Below are 15,121 nucleotides of genomic sequence, written 5' to 3'. Positions count from 1 at the left end.
CCCACCACGACGACCCCTCAAAACGTGGTATCGATCAACGGTGTTACAACAGGTCGACCGGGCCAGGCAATTCCCAGAAACCCAAAGGCATCGGCGCCATGATGTTACCCAGACGGACCTCACCGCCTGTCCACGATCGACAACCTTTATACTTCTGTCCTATGGCACTTCGCGAGCGACAATTTATTGCTTGGAGAATATATTTTGGATCCAAAAATTACCTTTTTCCGGAAAGCGTGCAAATGGGCATCAACCGCGCTAGATAAACCACGGACTGAAACACTCGACTTTTTTCCAGGCGATCCCCCATGAGCACTCACGAAATACGCGTATGCGGCGCGAGACAGCACAACCTGAAAGATGTTAACCTTACGATACCAAGGGACAAACTGGTTGTGATCACGGGGTTGTCCGGCTCCGGTAAGTCGAGTCTCGCCTTTGACACAATCTATGCCGAAGGACAAAGGCGCTATGTGGAGTCCCTGTCGTCCTATGCCCGTCAGTTCCTGGAGCTGATGCAGAAGCCCGACGTGGATTCCATCGAGGGACTGTCTCCGGCCATTTCCATCGAACAGAAGACAACGTCACGCAACCCCCGCTCCACGGTGGGGACGGTGACGGAGATCCACGATTACATGCGCCTGCTGTGGGCGCGGATTGGCGTGCCCCATTCCCCAGCCACGGGACTGCCCATTGAAAGCCAGACCGTCAGCCAGATGGTCGACCGGATCATGGGACTTGAGGAGGGCGCACGCCTTTATCTCCTCGCTCCCATCGCCCGGGGTCGCAAGGGGGAGTTCAAGAAGGAGCTGGCGGAGCTGTCCAAGAAGGGCTTCAGCCGGGTAAAGGTGGATGGGGAGATTTACGAGATCCCCGACGTCCCCGCCCTGAACAAGAGGATCAAGCATGATATTGAGGTGGTCGTGGACCGCCTGATCGTACGCGAGGGGCTTGAGACCCGTTTGGCGGATTCCCTGGAAACGGCACTCGAGTTGTCCGACGGACTGGTCTTTGCCGAAGACGCAAAAACCAGTGAGCGCCATACCTATTCGGCCCGCTTCGCCTGTCCCGTCAGTGGCTTCACCATTGATGAGATCGAGCCCCGCCTGTTTTCCTTCAACAACCCCTTTGGCGCCTGCCCGACCTGCGATGGCCTTGGGGTGACCATGTATTTTGACCCGGATCTGATCGTCCCTGACCAAACGCTCAGTCTGAACAAGGGCGCCGTCGCCCCCTGGTCCAGCCAAACCCCACCCTCCCCTTACTACGCCCAAGCCTTATCCAGTGTTGTCAAACACTTCGGTGCCGACATGGACACAGCATGGAAAGACCTTCCAGACGCGGTTCGGCAGGTGATTCTCCATGGTTCCGGAAAAGAAATAATCCCCCTGGCCTTCAACGATGGGACACGGAGCTACAAGACCGAGAAGCCCTTCGAGGGGGTCATCCCCAACATCCAGCGGCGTTGGCGGGAAACGGAGAGCAATTGGATCCGCGAAGAGCTATCCCGCTATCAAGCCACTGCCCCCTGCGAAGCCTGCGGCGGCCACCGGTTGAAGCCCGAAGCGCTTGCGGTGAAGATCCAAGGCAAGCATGTGGGCGAGGTCTCTGCCCTGTCGATCGCCGGAGCCCGGGAGTGGTTCGCCGCATTGGAATCTGTCCTATCCGAGAAAGACCGATCCATCGCCGACCGCATCCTACGGGAAATCAATGAGCGCCTGGGCTTTCTGGGCAACGTCGGCCTCGACTACCTGTCCCTCTCCCGCACTTCGGGCACCTTGTCGGGTGGGGAGAGTCAGCGGATCCGTCTGGCCAGCCAGATCGGCTCGGGCTTGACCGGGGTCCTCTACGTGCTGGACGAGCCTTCCATCGGCCTGCACCAGAGGGACAACGACCGCCTGCTCATCACCTTGAAACGCCTGCGGGATATTGGCAATACCGTGATCGTCGTCGAGCATGACGAGGACGCCATTCGCGCCGCCGACTATCTGGTGGATATGGGGCCGGGTGCCGGTGTCCACGGGGGCACCATCGTCGCCCAGGGCACACCGGAAGAGGTCATGGCCGTGCCTGAAAGCATCACCGGCCAATATCTCACGGGCAAGCGGGCGGTTCCCCTGCCCGCCTCCCGCCGCCCCGGCGACGGACGATTCCTGGAGGTCAAGGGCGCGCGAGCCAACAACCTCCAGTCCGTGGACGTCAAGATCCCCCTCGGCACCTTCACCTGTATCACCGGTGTGTCCGGTGGTGGCAAGTCGACCCTGGTGATCGAAACCCTCTACAAGGCCCTCGCCCGTCACCTGCACGGGGCACGGGACCTGCCGGGCGACCATGATTCCATCGAGGGCATCCACCATATCGACAAGATCGTCGACATCGACCAAAGCCCCATCGGTCGCACGCCCCGGTCCAATCCGGCCACCTACACCGGTGCGTTCACCCCTATCCGGGATTGGTTCGCGGGCCTGCCCGAGGCCAAGACCCGGGGTTACAAACCGGGTCGCTTCTCTTTCAACGTGAAGGGCGGGCGCTGCGAGGCCTGCCAGGGCGACGGCGTGCTGAAGATCGAGATGCACTTCCTGCCCGATGTCTTTGTGACCTGCGACGTCTGCAAGGGCAAGCGCTACAACAGGGAAACCCTGGAGGTCGCCTTCAAGGGCAAATCCATCGCCGATGTTTTGGACATGACCGTCGAGGAGGCCAAGGATTTCTTCAAGGCCGTCCCCGCCGTCCGCGACAAGATGGAGCTGCTCTCCCAGGTGGGGCTGGATTATGTCCACCTGGGCCAACAGGCCACCACCCTGTCCGGCGGTGAAGCGCAACGGGTCAAGCTGTCCAAGGAGCTGTCGAAACGGGCCACGGGCCGCACCCTCTACATCCTCGACGAGCCCACCACGGGTCTGCATTTCGAGGATGTCCGGAAGCTGATGGAAGTCCTCCAAGCTCTGGTTGATACCGGGAACACGATCCTGGTGATCGAGCATAACCTGGAGGTCATCAAGACCGCAGACTACATCATAGACATGGGACCCGAGGGCGGATCCGGCGGCGGGCACGTCGTGGCCCAGGGCACGCCCGAAGAGGTCGCAGAGACGCCGGGAAGCCATACGGGCACCTATCTGAAACCCTATCTGGCGGCCCGTCAGGCGGCGCAATAAGGCTCGGAAGAGGACGGAAGGAACGCGTTTCATGGATGTGGAAAACGGCCCAGACCGACTGAGTCTGACCCTCACCCTCCCCACCGCCCCCAGTCGGGTCTGGGAGGCGCTGACCGGAGCGGAGCACATCCGGGTCTGGTGGGGCGATCATGTCACCCTGGAAGCCAAGGCAGGCGGTTCGTTGCGGGAGGAATGGGACGACGGCAGCGGAACCCCCATGGTCACCGAGGGCGAGGTCCTGACCTATCAACCGCCAAGGCATTTGGTCATGACCTGGAAGGACGCCAATTGGCCTTTGGCCACCCGGGTCTCCATCACTTTGGAGGAGACGCCCCCCGGGCGCACCCGTCTGCGCCTGGACCACACCGGGTGGGCCTCCCTTGGTGTGAGTGAGGAGGCCAGGGATACCCTGATCGCCAACCATTCTGCAGGGTGGAGCATCCATTTGCGCGATCTCCGGGACCATATGCGCCGTATTTGAGACCAAGAAAGAACTCTTTTTTGGTGTCTAACTCGGATGAGGACCGTGAACATTGTAATCCGATAGTCTTCGACCTATCCTTTTTCCCTGACAGGGGAATTGTGCACGGATCAGGGAGAAGCTGCATGGACCAGATATCCAAGGATATCCGTATCGGATTGGTGCTTTATGGCGGCGTGTCCCTCGCCGTTTATATGAACGGTACCGTGCGGGAGGTCTGGGAACTGCTGCGCGCCAGCCGGGCCAAGATGGACCCAACCTTCGCCGAAAATGCGGGCCTCAGCACGACCGCCAAAGAATGGATATCGGTACTCAAGGAAATCGAGCAGGAAACCGGCTGTCCGCCCCTGCGGGTGGTGGTCGACGCCATAGCCGGAACCTCCGCCGGGGGAATCAATGGTGTGGTTCTGGGGAAAGCCATCCTGGAAGGGGCCGACATTACCCCTCTGACGACCACCTGGGTCACCCAGGCGGACTTGCGTGTTTTGAAAGTGAAGCCCCCCCATTCAGTCTGGTGGATTTTCCGCCAAGTCATTGACGGCATACTCTGGAAGATGACCGACAAGGAGACTCGAGAGACACTCGATCGCTATCTTGCCTTGGGCGGGTTGGACCGGGAGTGGCTTTATGGAACCCTATACAGTGCCATCGTCAGCAAGGATGGCCGCTACACTCCCATGAGCGGAGAAACCTTCACCAAGCTCATCGCCGATGCGCTGGATGCCATGGACGCCAAGAAGACCAGCCCCCTGATCCCGGCGGATACCGACTTGGACATCTTCGTGACTCGCACGGATCTGTTTGGCTGGCCTCGCCCCCTGCCTTTGACTTTGGAAAACCAGAAGACCCAACTTTTTGAGCGCACCCATGCCCATATGGCGCATTTTAAAAGTCGCCCCTCAGAAGCCGTTCCGTTCGATAACTTCTCCCTGACCTATTGCGCCCGCACGACGGCCTCCTTTCCCTTGGCCTTCCCTTTGGAGACCCACGAAACCATTGCCAACGCCTGGCTAAAGAAACCGGAACGGGTCTTAAACGGGGGACAGCTCACCGCATTTCTACGCACTGTGTTGCGGGAACATGTCTTGTCTGGATCTCCCGTGGAGCGGGCTTGGCAGGCCGATGGCGGGATCGAGAACAATCATCCCTTCACCCAACTGATCCAGGCCATAGAGCGCAAACCGGTCGCCCGACATGTACACCGGGTCATCCTATACCTTGAACCTGATCCCGAGGACATGGATCCGGCTGATTGGGGAACACCGGAAAGCTGGATCGGCAAGCCAGACGAGAGCCCCTACCCTCCGGTGAGTGCCCCCCCAATCGTCAAGACTGGGATGAAGCTCCTCGGCATGATCTCCCATGATCCCATTTATAAAGATTTACGCAATTTGAAGGAGCGCGACGTCACGGTCGGCCGTTTGCGTGAAGACCGGGATTCGATCGCCAGGGCGGCCATGGAATGGGTGAAACGCTGGCGGGGGGACCCACCCGCCCCCCTCTCTCTGGAGAAATTTTCCACCCACCTGGATCAAGCAGCCCAAAGCGCCATGGTGGGGGTTGGGGAAGACGCAGCGCCAGACGCCGTGATCTACGCCCGGGTGAAGGTCCGCTCCATCCTTGATGACCTGGGTGTCATGTTGGGCGAATCCCTGGCCTATCCCGCCGCCTCCCGCCATGGGCAATTTCTTGCCCGTCTGCTGAAACGCTGGGTTGAGGATAATCTCCCCCATATTCAACAAGGCATCACCAACGACGCGGTTCACGCCGACAGTCCGAACCAGGACCTGCCCGATAACCCCCGGTCCTTTCTCTCCACTTTCGATCTGGCCTATCGAGCGCGTCGGATCCGGGCCGTGATTCAAGTCATCGATACGGCCTACAATACGGTCGACCTGTCGGACGTGGACCGAACCGCAATCGATCAGGCCAAGGCCGCCCTGGCCGATATGTTGGATAGTTTGGATGAACCCTGGTTGAACCAAACTCTGGTCACGTCTCTGTTGGGTCCAGCACCGACTGGCACCTCGTTGGGCGATAAAATCTCGGATATTTTTGGTGCGGGTGACCAGAGCACCCTGGACACCTATATCGAGACCACCTTGAGGTTTGATATCGAGGTCGCGTTGCAAGCCCATGGAGACGGGCTGCGCAAAGTCTGGGGCTTGCTCGCCGGTCTCTATGCCGCCGCCACAGAGGGGCACAAGACCAAGCTTTACAACGCCCTCCTGCTTTTGCCTGAGACCAATGGAATCCGAGACTCGGGGATTGATGCCGCCATCGCTTTCGCCTTCGTCGATCGATCCCTGTTTCCCCGCATGAATACCGCAGGTATTACCGACTTGGTTACGGCAGAAGTCATGCGCCTCTCTCCCCAGGATTCAACGGCCATCACGACCAACCCGAATCGGATTAAAAGCGCTGGATTGAGCGCATTCGCTGGGTTCCTCTCCCACGAATACAGGGAGCAAGACATTCTTTGGGGGCGGGCAGATGGCATGGAACGGCTACTCCAACTGATCCTGAAAGCCGCAGGTCGGGACCCGGACAAGGAAGAGGCCTGGATCAAGCGACTCCTGGCTCGATTGCTGCAAAAGGCAGCTCAAGAACACGCGGCCCACAATTGGGTTGTGCCGCCGGAAATCCAGAACTGGCTGGCCACCCATCTAGAGTGAAATAATACCAAGGTACGGTGAGTTTGCCTCACCGCACCTTGGAAGCGGCCAAGTGGCCGCCGCGCCTTATGGCGCTTAAAAGCCCGCGTGGCGTTTGAACGCAAGAAAAGCGGCGTGGGTTTCAACCCGCGCCGCTTGGTATAAGATCAACTTGGAACAAGTTGGCCCCACTTCACTCTAGTTGGATAAGTTTTAGAGTGCCTTCGAGGCTAAGTTGGGCCGTAAAGCACAGGACACAACAGTGACTCGTCCTTTTTGGGCGATTGCCCAAACCCATTTGGGGGCCAATGCCCCCAAACCCCCATTTTTCTTTTACAAATAAGCGCCCGGGGTCTGGGGCCTTTTAGCCCCAGTGGGAAACGGGGCAAAGTGGCCCAACTTGATCTCGGAGCACTCTAGGACATTGACCCAGTCAGGCCGTTGGAGTACACGCGGGTCCATGAAAGACCATAGCCATCCAACGGCCATTGAATTGGCCTTCCCCAGCCGTATTTACCAGGCGGATCTGGGGTCCGAGACCGAGCTGATCGAAGAGCTTGGAGACTGTTGTCTTGCCTTGGCCGAAGACGATGAAGCCGGGCAAAGGTGGTGTGAGGAGAACGGCTATCCGGGCTATACGTCCTACGCCTCTCTGGACGATCTACCTTGGCGGTTCCCGCCCTTCGAGACCCTTCAGGCCCACATCTACAAGAATGCCGCCCAGTTCGCCGAGGCGCTCCATTGGGACCTGGGAGACAAGGAACTGGTGCTCTGCTCCCTTTGGGTGAACGTTCTGGATCCGGGCGGTTTTCACGGATCGCATATTCACCCCAATAGCGTGATCAGCGGCACCTTCTACGTCGACCTGCCCGAGGGCGCAAGCGCCATCAAATTCGAGGATCCCCGTCTGGCCCGCATGATGGCTGCCCCCCCGCGCAAGGCCAATGCCCCCCGGGACCTCCAGAACTTTTTGAAGTTCACGCCGACACCGGGCACCATGTTCCTGTGGGAAAGTTGGCTTCGGCACGAGGTGACCTTGAACCAAGCCGAGGAAGAACGGATTACCTGCTCCTTCAACCTCTCCTGGGGTTAGGAAACAAGCAGGGGCGCTGCCCCCGCACCCCCGCCGGGGAAGCCTGGGCTTCCCCGGACCCCATCGGTCATTTTGTATTTTAATTCAAGTTCTTGTCGCTCTAGGCTCTACCCAGATCCTAGTACTCTTTTGCGCTCGACACTCTAAACGGAATGGGGGTCCGGGGCCTCAGGCCCCGGTGGGGAGCGGGGCAAAGCCCCGCAGCTTCAGAACGTTAGCCCTTTTCCGTCGGACGCGCCAATTCCCAGGTTTCCGTGATCGTTGCATAATCCATATACCCCAGGCGGGACAGGGTCCGGGCCAGGGTGACGTCAAACCGCCCCTCTCGGATGAATTCATCCCGGATATGGGTGTGGACCACCTCGCCGATAACCAGATGGGCGTCCGTTGGGTTTCCGTGACGGTCTGTCAGGCGGGTGGCCGACAGGGTCACGCATTCCAAAGCAGCGGGACTCTCGGCCACAAAGGGGGCAGCAATCTCCACCGACTGGCCTTCGGTCAGACCGGCCAACACGAATTCGTTGGCGCCATCGGGAACCATGTCCGAGGTGGCATTCATCGCCGCCACCAAAGGCTCGGTCGCCAGGGAGAAGGTGAACTCCCCCCGGTCCTTGGCATTCACGAAGGAATGTTTCGGCCCCATCGAGGAAAAACAGATCATATGCGGCCCGGTGCCGATTCCATTGAAAAAGGAATAGGGCGCCAGATTGGGGATCCCATCGGCATTGCGGGTTCCGATCCAGCCGATGGGCCGGGGCGCCACGATGGCCTTAAAAGGGTCGTGGGGCAGATCCTCTGGCCGTCGGTCACCGTAATGCATGGTCTCTCATCCTCCGTTCTGCCGGTTTACGAAGCTTTTGTATGGGGTCTGAGGCCGATCACAGCAAGGGGTGGAGGGGCGTTCTCAGGGCCGCGTTGAGCAGAACACCGGCCAGAGCGACAATAAGCCCGCCTCCGATCATGGCGCCGGTCCCGGCAAGCACACCGGGGGAGACGGGCAGACGGGCGCCCAGACGGGCCAGAGGCACCCGCGAGGCCCGCGCCCCCACGGCGAGCAGGGAAACGGTCGCCGCCGTCCCCAAAGCCATCACATAGGCAGAGAGAATTCCGGCCGCCCAAAGCCCGAGACCATTGGCGACCACCAGAACCAGGATCGCTCCGGAACAGGGCCGGATCCCAACGGCCACAGCAATCCCCACCGCCGTCTTCCAATCCCCGGCCCGCTCTACCTGGGCTATGGACGGGCCGTGGCCATGACAACAAGCCCCATCATGGGTGTTGTGGTCGTGATGGTCGTGATGGTCGTGAGTATGCCCATGATCATGCACATGCCCCTGGTTCATATCCCGCGCCCGGGAGCGGAGAACGCCCCGGATCCCCTGAACCAAAATATAAAGGCCCAGCATGCCGACTGCGGCATAACTGGCCGGTTCCAGCCAGCGATCCGACGCAGCCGTAGCCCAGCGGGCTCCCCCTCGGACGAAGAAGAACGCGCCATAGACCAGAACCACCGCCGTGGTGGCCTGAACAGTTCCGGCAGCCAGGGAGAGCCAGATGGCCCGGCGGAAGTGGTGTTCCGTCGTGGCCGCATAAGTGGCGATGACAGCCTTGCCATGTCCTGGCCCCAGGGCGTGGAAGACACCATACCCCAGGCTGGCAATCATCAACGCCAGCCCGGCGGTAAGTCCCTCCCCATCCCGCAACCCCTTGACCGCATTGGCGAGGTCTCCGTGGTAAGCCGCTTGTTGGGAACGAATTTCCAGGATTAAGCCATCCAACCAACCGGCGGCCAAGGCGGGTTCTGCGGCCAAGACAAGGGCAGCAATAAGCACAACACAAAATCTAATCACACTGCACCCCGATCTTCTGGGCATAGGGGAACCCCAGGCCTTCTTCTCCCGGCTGTACGTCCTCAGAAATGGCTATGGCGTCGTCGAAGGTCATATCGCGCGCTCCTTCCGGTTCAAAAACAGTGACCTTGCAGCCCGGCGGCGCGCCCTTCAGGGAGGCCGCATTTGGTTGTTCGGCCAGGAGAATGGATATGTAAAATGTGGGATCATAAAGGCGAAGGCTGATCTCCTTGGCGTGGGCCACCAGATCTACAGGTTCCGCCAAGGGCAGGACAAAGCGGTAGACGAGGCGCCCATCCACCCAGGATGCGCCCCCTGTAGCTCCATCCCCCCAGGCCAGACGTTTGTCTCCCAACCGGGCATCGGTGAAATAGATCCATTCCCGCAGGTTCTCCAATGCCTCGTTGAACATGGCATCCAGGGGGGCCTGGTCCGGAAGGCCATCTCCATCTTCGTCGAATCCCTCCACGCTGGCCTGGGAATAGAACTCATCGAAGGTCCAGGTGACCGTCACCCCCGTCCATTGGCCCGCTTCGTTCACGGATAGAACCGCTGTGGCATCGATCCAGACATGGGGATGCGCCTCGGCCAGCCGAGCCCATCCGCCCATCCCTAGGAGCGCCAGGGTCAAGATCGTCAAAACGCAGCGAATCACCGTTTCCTCCGTCCGAATCCCAGTTTTTCACGAAGCTTCGCCACTTCTTCCGCCCCGTCCTCCAATTCCTTGAGTGTCTCCTCAAGGTCGCGGCGCAACCGCTTTATTTTGCTGTCGAAGGAGCGAATATCCAGCCACCTGCGCTCCCGGGTTTTCCCCATGTTCGCGCGGATGGCCCGACGGAGGACCCCCTCCATGGTGACGATGATCAGAATGAAGGCCAACAGACCCAAAAGGACTGCGGCGACCGCGCCGTAATCCCGGTCTATGGCGTAGACCGCCGCCCAAAAGCCAATGGATACGACCGTAGCACTGCCCACCAGGATCCAGCGGTTGGTGTGGATCAGATGCCTCGCCTGGGTTTCCTCAGCCTCAATGAGGGCTTCCAGCACCGACTTGCGGGCACTGGACTTCCAATCGGAGACCTTCATGCCCGACAGGGTCCGGGTCCGATGGTCCCGGATGAAGTTCTCCAGACTCATGACGACCAGATCGGCCCGTTCCTCAGGCGTCGGCGCCCCCTTGGCCCTGGGAGCCTTCGAGGGGGCGATCTTCCTGTCATCGGAAGGTGCCGCAGTGGGATCATGACCCAACACGGGATCCGGCCTGTCGTCCATCAGGCCACTCCGGCCCCCGGGGGATGGGGCGCGGGGTTTCCTTGTGGGCGGGCGAAGGGATCGGGTTGGGGGCCGGGAAGAGGCGTCATCGCTCGACAACCAGTCGTCGATGGTCCCACTCCCCTCGGAAAAAGCCTCCAGCATGCCCTCAGCGGGAGGCGCAAGGGGGCTGTTGTCCCCCTTTCTTCCGGCGGGGGACTTACCCTTGGGCGCGCGCCTTGAAATCTTCGAGCTCCTCGGTGGTCACCAGATCGTAGCGGTGCAGGGCGCTGTCCACGGTCTGACTGGTGATTCCCCGCCAGAAAATCATGGCCTCGGCCTTTTCGAAGGGACCATGAATTTCCAGGGACTTGCCCCCGGCCATGGCCTTGAAGTCGGTCCCGGAGTATTCGCCACCGACCACGTAGAAGTCCTTGCCATCGGTGCCGCTTTCATTGCGCACGAAATAGCGGACCATAGCGTTATCCACGGTCTTGCCGGTCAGTGCCCGCCAGCATTCGTGCGCACCAGCCTCAGTGAACGGCCCGAAACGTTCTTCCTCGGCGCCATTGGCCAGAGTCCCGAAGGAGGTGTCGGCGTATTCCCCACCAATGACCCAAAAACTGCGTTTCTTTTCCATGATGCTTGATCATCCCCCTTAAGTGTCACATCGAAACGATATGCGGCAACGCCCGAATCCAGTCCCCTTTTCCAGCAAGACGGACCCTATGGGCGATCGCTGATTGGTTGACTTCACCAGCCCTCTTTATCCAAAACCGCACCCATGACCGAGCCCATGAGCCCCAGCCCCTGGGTCATTGGTCCATGGATCACGAGTCCATGGGATACCCCTTGCGCTGCCACTTTCCGACACCGCCGTCGACCACGGACAGCGCGGTGAAGCCCTTGCCCTTCAAGGTGCGGGCGGCGCTGGCGGCGCGGCTGTTGGTGGCGCAAATCAAATAGACGGGCGTCGCTTTCAGCGCCGCCAAATCGTCGTCAGAAATTTCGTTCAGGCGGGTCTTCAGCTCACCCACGGGTAGATTCATGGCTCCGCGAGGGTGGCCTCCAGCATATTCCCCCTCACCCCTCACGTCGATGACAAGACAGTCTTCTTTGCCATCCATCTTGGCCTTCAAGTCATCCAGAGAGACGAAGGGAACCCCAGCGATCAGACGGGGCATCATGCGAATGGCAAAGATGGTGGCGAGCACCAGGAAGGCGGTGGACAGGAAGCCCCAGGACAGGTTGAAATCCTCGGTCACCGGCATCCTCCTAAATAAGACAAAGGTCGGGTTTCCCCGGGTCGGAGAAACCGGGTCTTTGTGTCGCGCACCGGGACCGTTCTGTCAAGCATACCCCGAGCCCTCACCGGGACAAACGGACGGCACCTGATTGCACCACTCCCCATCCTCGCGCCCCCTACTCGCCCCCCTAGAACATCGAGCTGAAAAGTAGATACCGGTTTTCCGGTCCACTCAATACTCTAACCATATGATTTCAGATCAAATTATCCGGCAGGAATCGATTCCGATTTAGGCCGGTTTGATCTAGACAGGGCCATTCCTAGAGCTTAAAGACAAACCATGAACGAGACAAACTCCCCCCCGAACACCCCGCAGGCGCGCCTGACCATCGTCGGCGGCGGTTTGGCCGGATCCGAGGCTGCCTGGCAGGCGGCCCGGGCCGGTGTCGCCGTAACCTTGGTCGAAATGCGCCCCACCCGTCCCACGGAAGCCCATCACACAGACCATTTGGCCGAATTGGTCTGTTCCAATTCCCTGCGGTCGGACGACCCCCTCTTCAATGCCGTCGGCCTGTTGCATGAGGAAATGCGCCGGGCCGGATCCCTGGTCCTGTCCAGCGCCGACGCCCATAAGGTGCCTGCGGGTGGCGCCCTGGCCGTTGATCGGGACGGTTTCTCACAGGCCGTGACCCAAGCCTTGGAGGCTCATCCGCTGGTGAGGATCGAGCGACGGGAACTCGATGCTCTGCCTGCTCCGGACGGTGGCTTGGCTATCATCGCGACAGGTCCCCTGACCTCCGCCCCCCTGGCCCAAGCCATCCAGCTGGCAACGGGAGAGGACAGCCTGGCTTTTTTCGATGCCATCGCCCCCATTGTCACCAAAGACAGTATTGACTTCGACAAAGCTTGGTTTCAAAGCCGTTACGATAAGGGCGATGGGCGGGACTACATCAATTGCGCCATGAGTGAAGCCCAATATGAGGCCTTCATTGATGCCCTGATCGACGGGGAAAAGACCACGTTCAAGGAATGGGAAGGCACACCCTATTTCGACGGATGCCTCCCGATTGAGGTCATGGCCGAACGGGGGCGGGACACCCTGGCCTTCGGACCCATGAAGCCGGTAGGCCTACGCGATCCCAACAATCCGGAACACCGCTCCCATGCCGTCGTCCAGCTCCGTCAGGACAACGCACTGGGGACCCTATACAACATGGTCGGTTTCCAGACGAAGCTGAAGCATGGGGAGCAGATTCGCATCTTCCGAACCATTCCAGGGCTGGAGAATGCCGAATTCGCCCGCCTTGGCGGCATCCACCGCAACACCTTCCTCAACTCCCCCCGCCTGCTGGATGGGCAATTGCGGCTGAAGGCCCTGCCCCACCTGCGCTTTGCAGGCCAAATCACAGGTTGCGAGGGCTACGTGGAAAGTGCTTCGGTCGGCCTCATGGCGGGGCGCCTGGCTGCGGCGGAAATCCTGGGTCTGGAGTTTGCTCCGCCACCTTCGACGACGGCCATGGGTGCTTTGCTGGCCCATATCACCGGGGGTGCGGATGCGGAGACCTTCCAACCCATGAACATCACGTTCGGCTTGCTGCCACCCTTGGAGCCCTGGTCCACCAAACCCGGCGGCAAACCCCGTGTCCCTAAGGGGCGGGAGCGCAAGGTAGCTTATGCTCACCGCGCCCTGACGGATCAAGCGGGTTGGCTGAAAGCCCCCTCTCCCTGGTCGGAAGAGGATTCACCCCGCGCAGACTGGCCCCTACCCGAGCCACAACCCCGCGAGAAAACTCCACGCCAACCCAAATAAGCAGATACAAACAAAAGGACGGCCCGAAGGGTCGTCCTTTTTTAGAGGCAAACCCCGCAACGCCAGTGCGTTTGAGCACCGACACCGAAATCAACCCTGGATGCCCGCTTTCATGGGCATGACGGAACCCTTTGATTTTACGCCATGACTTTTGGGTTGGGCTCTTAGGCTATGAGATCAGACAGACCAAGTCTGTCGACTCAGTTTCCAACATGGTAGCGCCGGAAATCCTAGCGCATATTGGATAGGCCGAGAACGGTCCGTCCCCATTGCGAGTGGGCCGGAGCGCTAATGCTACCCAAATCGCCAGCCAAAGGCATTTCGACACCCTGACCACCGAGGCGCGCATTGCTCACATCGACAAGTCCACTCAGAACCACGCTCAAGGCTACAACCGTCAAGACTGCAGCCAAGTGTTGGCCAGCCGTAACATGATCAGCACGCATCGCCGACCTCCTTCACATACTCTTTCCCAAAGTGGGCGCCCATACATTCCGCGTAGGGCATTTTTATACCACACCCTTTACCCTACGCCCCTTTAGAGGCTCCGGCAAGGGTTTGAATTAATTTAATTTTTATTCACTTTTCATTAAGACTCTGACCGCGACTCCGAGGTGTTCAAACCTAAATCGACGGCACAACACCATCCAGAAATCACGTCAAAAGCGTCTCGCAATCGCAGATAGAAAAAGCCTGATGGGCATACGAGGAACAACCAATGCCCTCGGATCATTGGGAAAATAGTCGCATTTTTTCACTACGTCGATGTAATGCCAACAAAGCCGAGCCATTAAGAAAGGCGAAGCTTGATCCATTTTCACCGCTCCTCGCAAGCGCCTCGCTGACAAGAGGTGGCCTTGAACGAGATCCATCACGCGACGCAGGGGCTTCCTGGCAGCCTCGCCCCCTTCAGGTCGGGCCAGTGTCTCCACCGTCACCCCAGCTTCAGCGCAAAGATCTGCGGGAAGGGTCAGCCGTCCCCGACGGGCCTCCAAGGCACATGGACCCACGAGGTCGAGCAGCCCCCAAGCCGTCCCGATATCCTCCGCAGCCGCCAAAGTCTCTGGTGCGGTGATACCCACCACCCGGGCCGCCATCCCATTCAAGGCTCCGGAGGAGACTCGGGCATGGCAGACCATATCCTCCTCCGTTGCGAAGGGCTGGACCTCCAGATCTGTCTCCCTGGCATCGATGATGGACAACAAAGCCTCCCGGTCCAAGCCATAAGTCTGGATGACGGCGTTCACCCCCTCCCCCACAGGATGGCCGAGGATGGGTCCCTTTCCATCACAGGCACTATTGACTTGATCCCGCCACCATTGATAGCGCATCTGCCCAATCAAGGCTTCTGACACCGTTCCCGCAATCCGAGCCAATTCCACATGGAAAGCATGAAGGGCCATCAAATCCTCCCGCCGGGCAGCGGGGGCAAAGAGATTGGTTTGAAAACGGGCCGGATCGTAGTCACGGACATCCCGGGCGAGCAGGGACAAGCGCGCAGGCTGATCGCTGCTTGACTGGGAGGGGGAGGACGGGGCGGTGGGGGGAGAATCCGCAGTCATGTCGTCTTCCTTCGTG

13 protein-coding genes are annotated in these 15,121 nt (G+C 59.8%); 5 read left to right on the top strand and 8 right to left on the bottom strand.

Features of this window, described 5'->3' with window-relative positions; translation table 11 throughout:
- Positions 1–308 precede the first annotated feature (308 nt).
- The 4 genes from uvrA to ACLIRY_RS01910 all read left to right on the top strand — a co-directional run bounded on the left by uvrA (position 309) and on the right by ACLIRY_RS01910 (position 7,386).
- Positions 309–3,158 (top strand): excinuclease ABC subunit UvrA, encoded by a 2,850-nt coding sequence (gene uvrA / locus ACLIRY_RS01925; RefSeq protein WP_413203649.1) that lies wholly within the window; start codon positions 309–311, stop codon positions 3,156–3,158.
- A 31-nt stretch (positions 3,159–3,189) separates the two neighbouring features.
- Positions 3,190–3,639 carry an SRPBCC family protein gene (locus ACLIRY_RS01920; RefSeq protein WP_413203648.1) on the top strand — a complete coding sequence of 150 codons (450 nt, stop codon included), beginning with the start codon at positions 3,190–3,192 and terminating at the stop codon, positions 3,637–3,639.
- A gap of 125 nt (positions 3,640–3,764) precedes the next feature.
- A complete protein-coding gene (locus ACLIRY_RS01915) occupies positions 3,765–6,314 on the top strand; it encodes a patatin-like protein (protein ID WP_413203647.1) in 2,550 nt (849 codons plus the stop codon).
- 439 nt (positions 6,315–6,753) lie between these two features.
- A complete protein-coding gene (locus ACLIRY_RS01910) occupies positions 6,754–7,386 on the top strand; it encodes a TIGR02466 family protein (RefSeq protein ID WP_413203646.1) in 633 nt (210 codons plus the stop codon).
- Between the two features lie 214 nt (positions 7,387–7,600).
- Here ACLIRY_RS01910 and ACLIRY_RS01905 read toward each other — a convergent pair whose 3' ends face one another.
- The 6 genes from ACLIRY_RS01905 to ACLIRY_RS01880 form a co-directional block, all read right to left on the bottom strand.
- The gene (locus tag ACLIRY_RS01905; RefSeq protein WP_413203645.1) at positions 7,601–8,206 is read right to left on the bottom strand and encodes a flavin reductase family protein; all 606 of its coding nucleotides are present in this window, start codon (positions 8,204–8,206) and stop codon (positions 7,601–7,603) included.
- A gap of 58 nt (positions 8,207–8,264) precedes the next feature.
- A complete protein-coding gene (locus ACLIRY_RS01900; protein ID WP_413203644.1) occupies positions 8,265–9,218 on the bottom strand; it encodes a nickel/cobalt transporter in 954 nt (317 codons plus the stop codon).
- Positions 9,219–9,228: 10 nt separating this feature from the next.
- Entirely contained in the window at positions 9,229–9,891 is a 663-nt protein-coding gene (locus ACLIRY_RS01895) for a DUF1007 family protein (protein ID WP_413203643.1), read from the bottom strand.
- Positions 9,888–10,508 carry a hypothetical protein gene (locus ACLIRY_RS01890; RefSeq protein ID WP_413203642.1) on the bottom strand — a complete coding sequence of 207 codons (621 nt, stop codon included), beginning with the start codon at positions 10,506–10,508 and terminating at the stop codon, positions 9,888–9,890. The genes ACLIRY_RS01895 and ACLIRY_RS01890 overlap by 4 nt, the downstream gene beginning before the upstream one ends.
- A 199-nt stretch (positions 10,509–10,707) precedes the next feature.
- A complete protein-coding gene (locus ACLIRY_RS01885) occupies positions 10,708–11,127 on the bottom strand; it encodes a DUF4170 domain-containing protein (protein WP_413203641.1) in 420 nt (139 codons plus the stop codon).
- Between the two features lie 190 nt (positions 11,128–11,317).
- Complete coding sequence (locus ACLIRY_RS01880; protein ID WP_413203640.1) at positions 11,318–11,752, bottom strand: rhodanese-like domain-containing protein; 435 nt, start codon at positions 11,750–11,752, stop codon at positions 11,318–11,320.
- 321 nt (positions 11,753–12,073) lie between these two features.
- Between ACLIRY_RS01880 and trmFO the strand changes: the two genes are divergently transcribed.
- A complete protein-coding gene (trmFO, locus tag ACLIRY_RS01875) occupies positions 12,074–13,543 on the top strand; it encodes a methylenetetrahydrofolate--tRNA-(uracil(54)-C(5))-methyltransferase (FADH(2)-oxidizing) TrmFO (RefSeq protein WP_413203639.1) in 1,470 nt (489 codons plus the stop codon).
- A 230-nt stretch (positions 13,544–13,773) separates the two neighbouring features.
- Here the strand turns inward: trmFO and ACLIRY_RS01870 are convergent, their stop codons facing one another.
- Complete coding sequence (locus tag ACLIRY_RS01870) at positions 13,774–13,989, bottom strand: hypothetical protein (protein WP_413203638.1); 216 nt, start codon at positions 13,987–13,989, stop codon at positions 13,774–13,776.
- A 213-nt stretch (positions 13,990–14,202) separates the two neighbouring features.
- On the bottom strand, positions 14,203–15,105 hold the full coding sequence (locus ACLIRY_RS01865) for a squalene/phytoene synthase family protein (protein ID WP_413203637.1): 903 nt from the start codon (positions 15,103–15,105) through the stop codon (positions 14,203–14,205).
- Between the last annotated feature and the right edge of the window lie 16 nt (positions 15,106–15,121).

It is taken from the genome of Rhodospirillum sp. A1_3_36 (genome assembly GCF_047263945.1).
Taxonomy (GTDB): domain Bacteria; phylum Pseudomonadota; class Alphaproteobacteria; order Rhodospirillales; family Rhodospirillaceae; genus Rhodospirillum.
The sequence above is the reverse complement of the archived record's forward strand: the minus strand, read 5'-3'. Positions and strand labels throughout refer to the sequence as shown.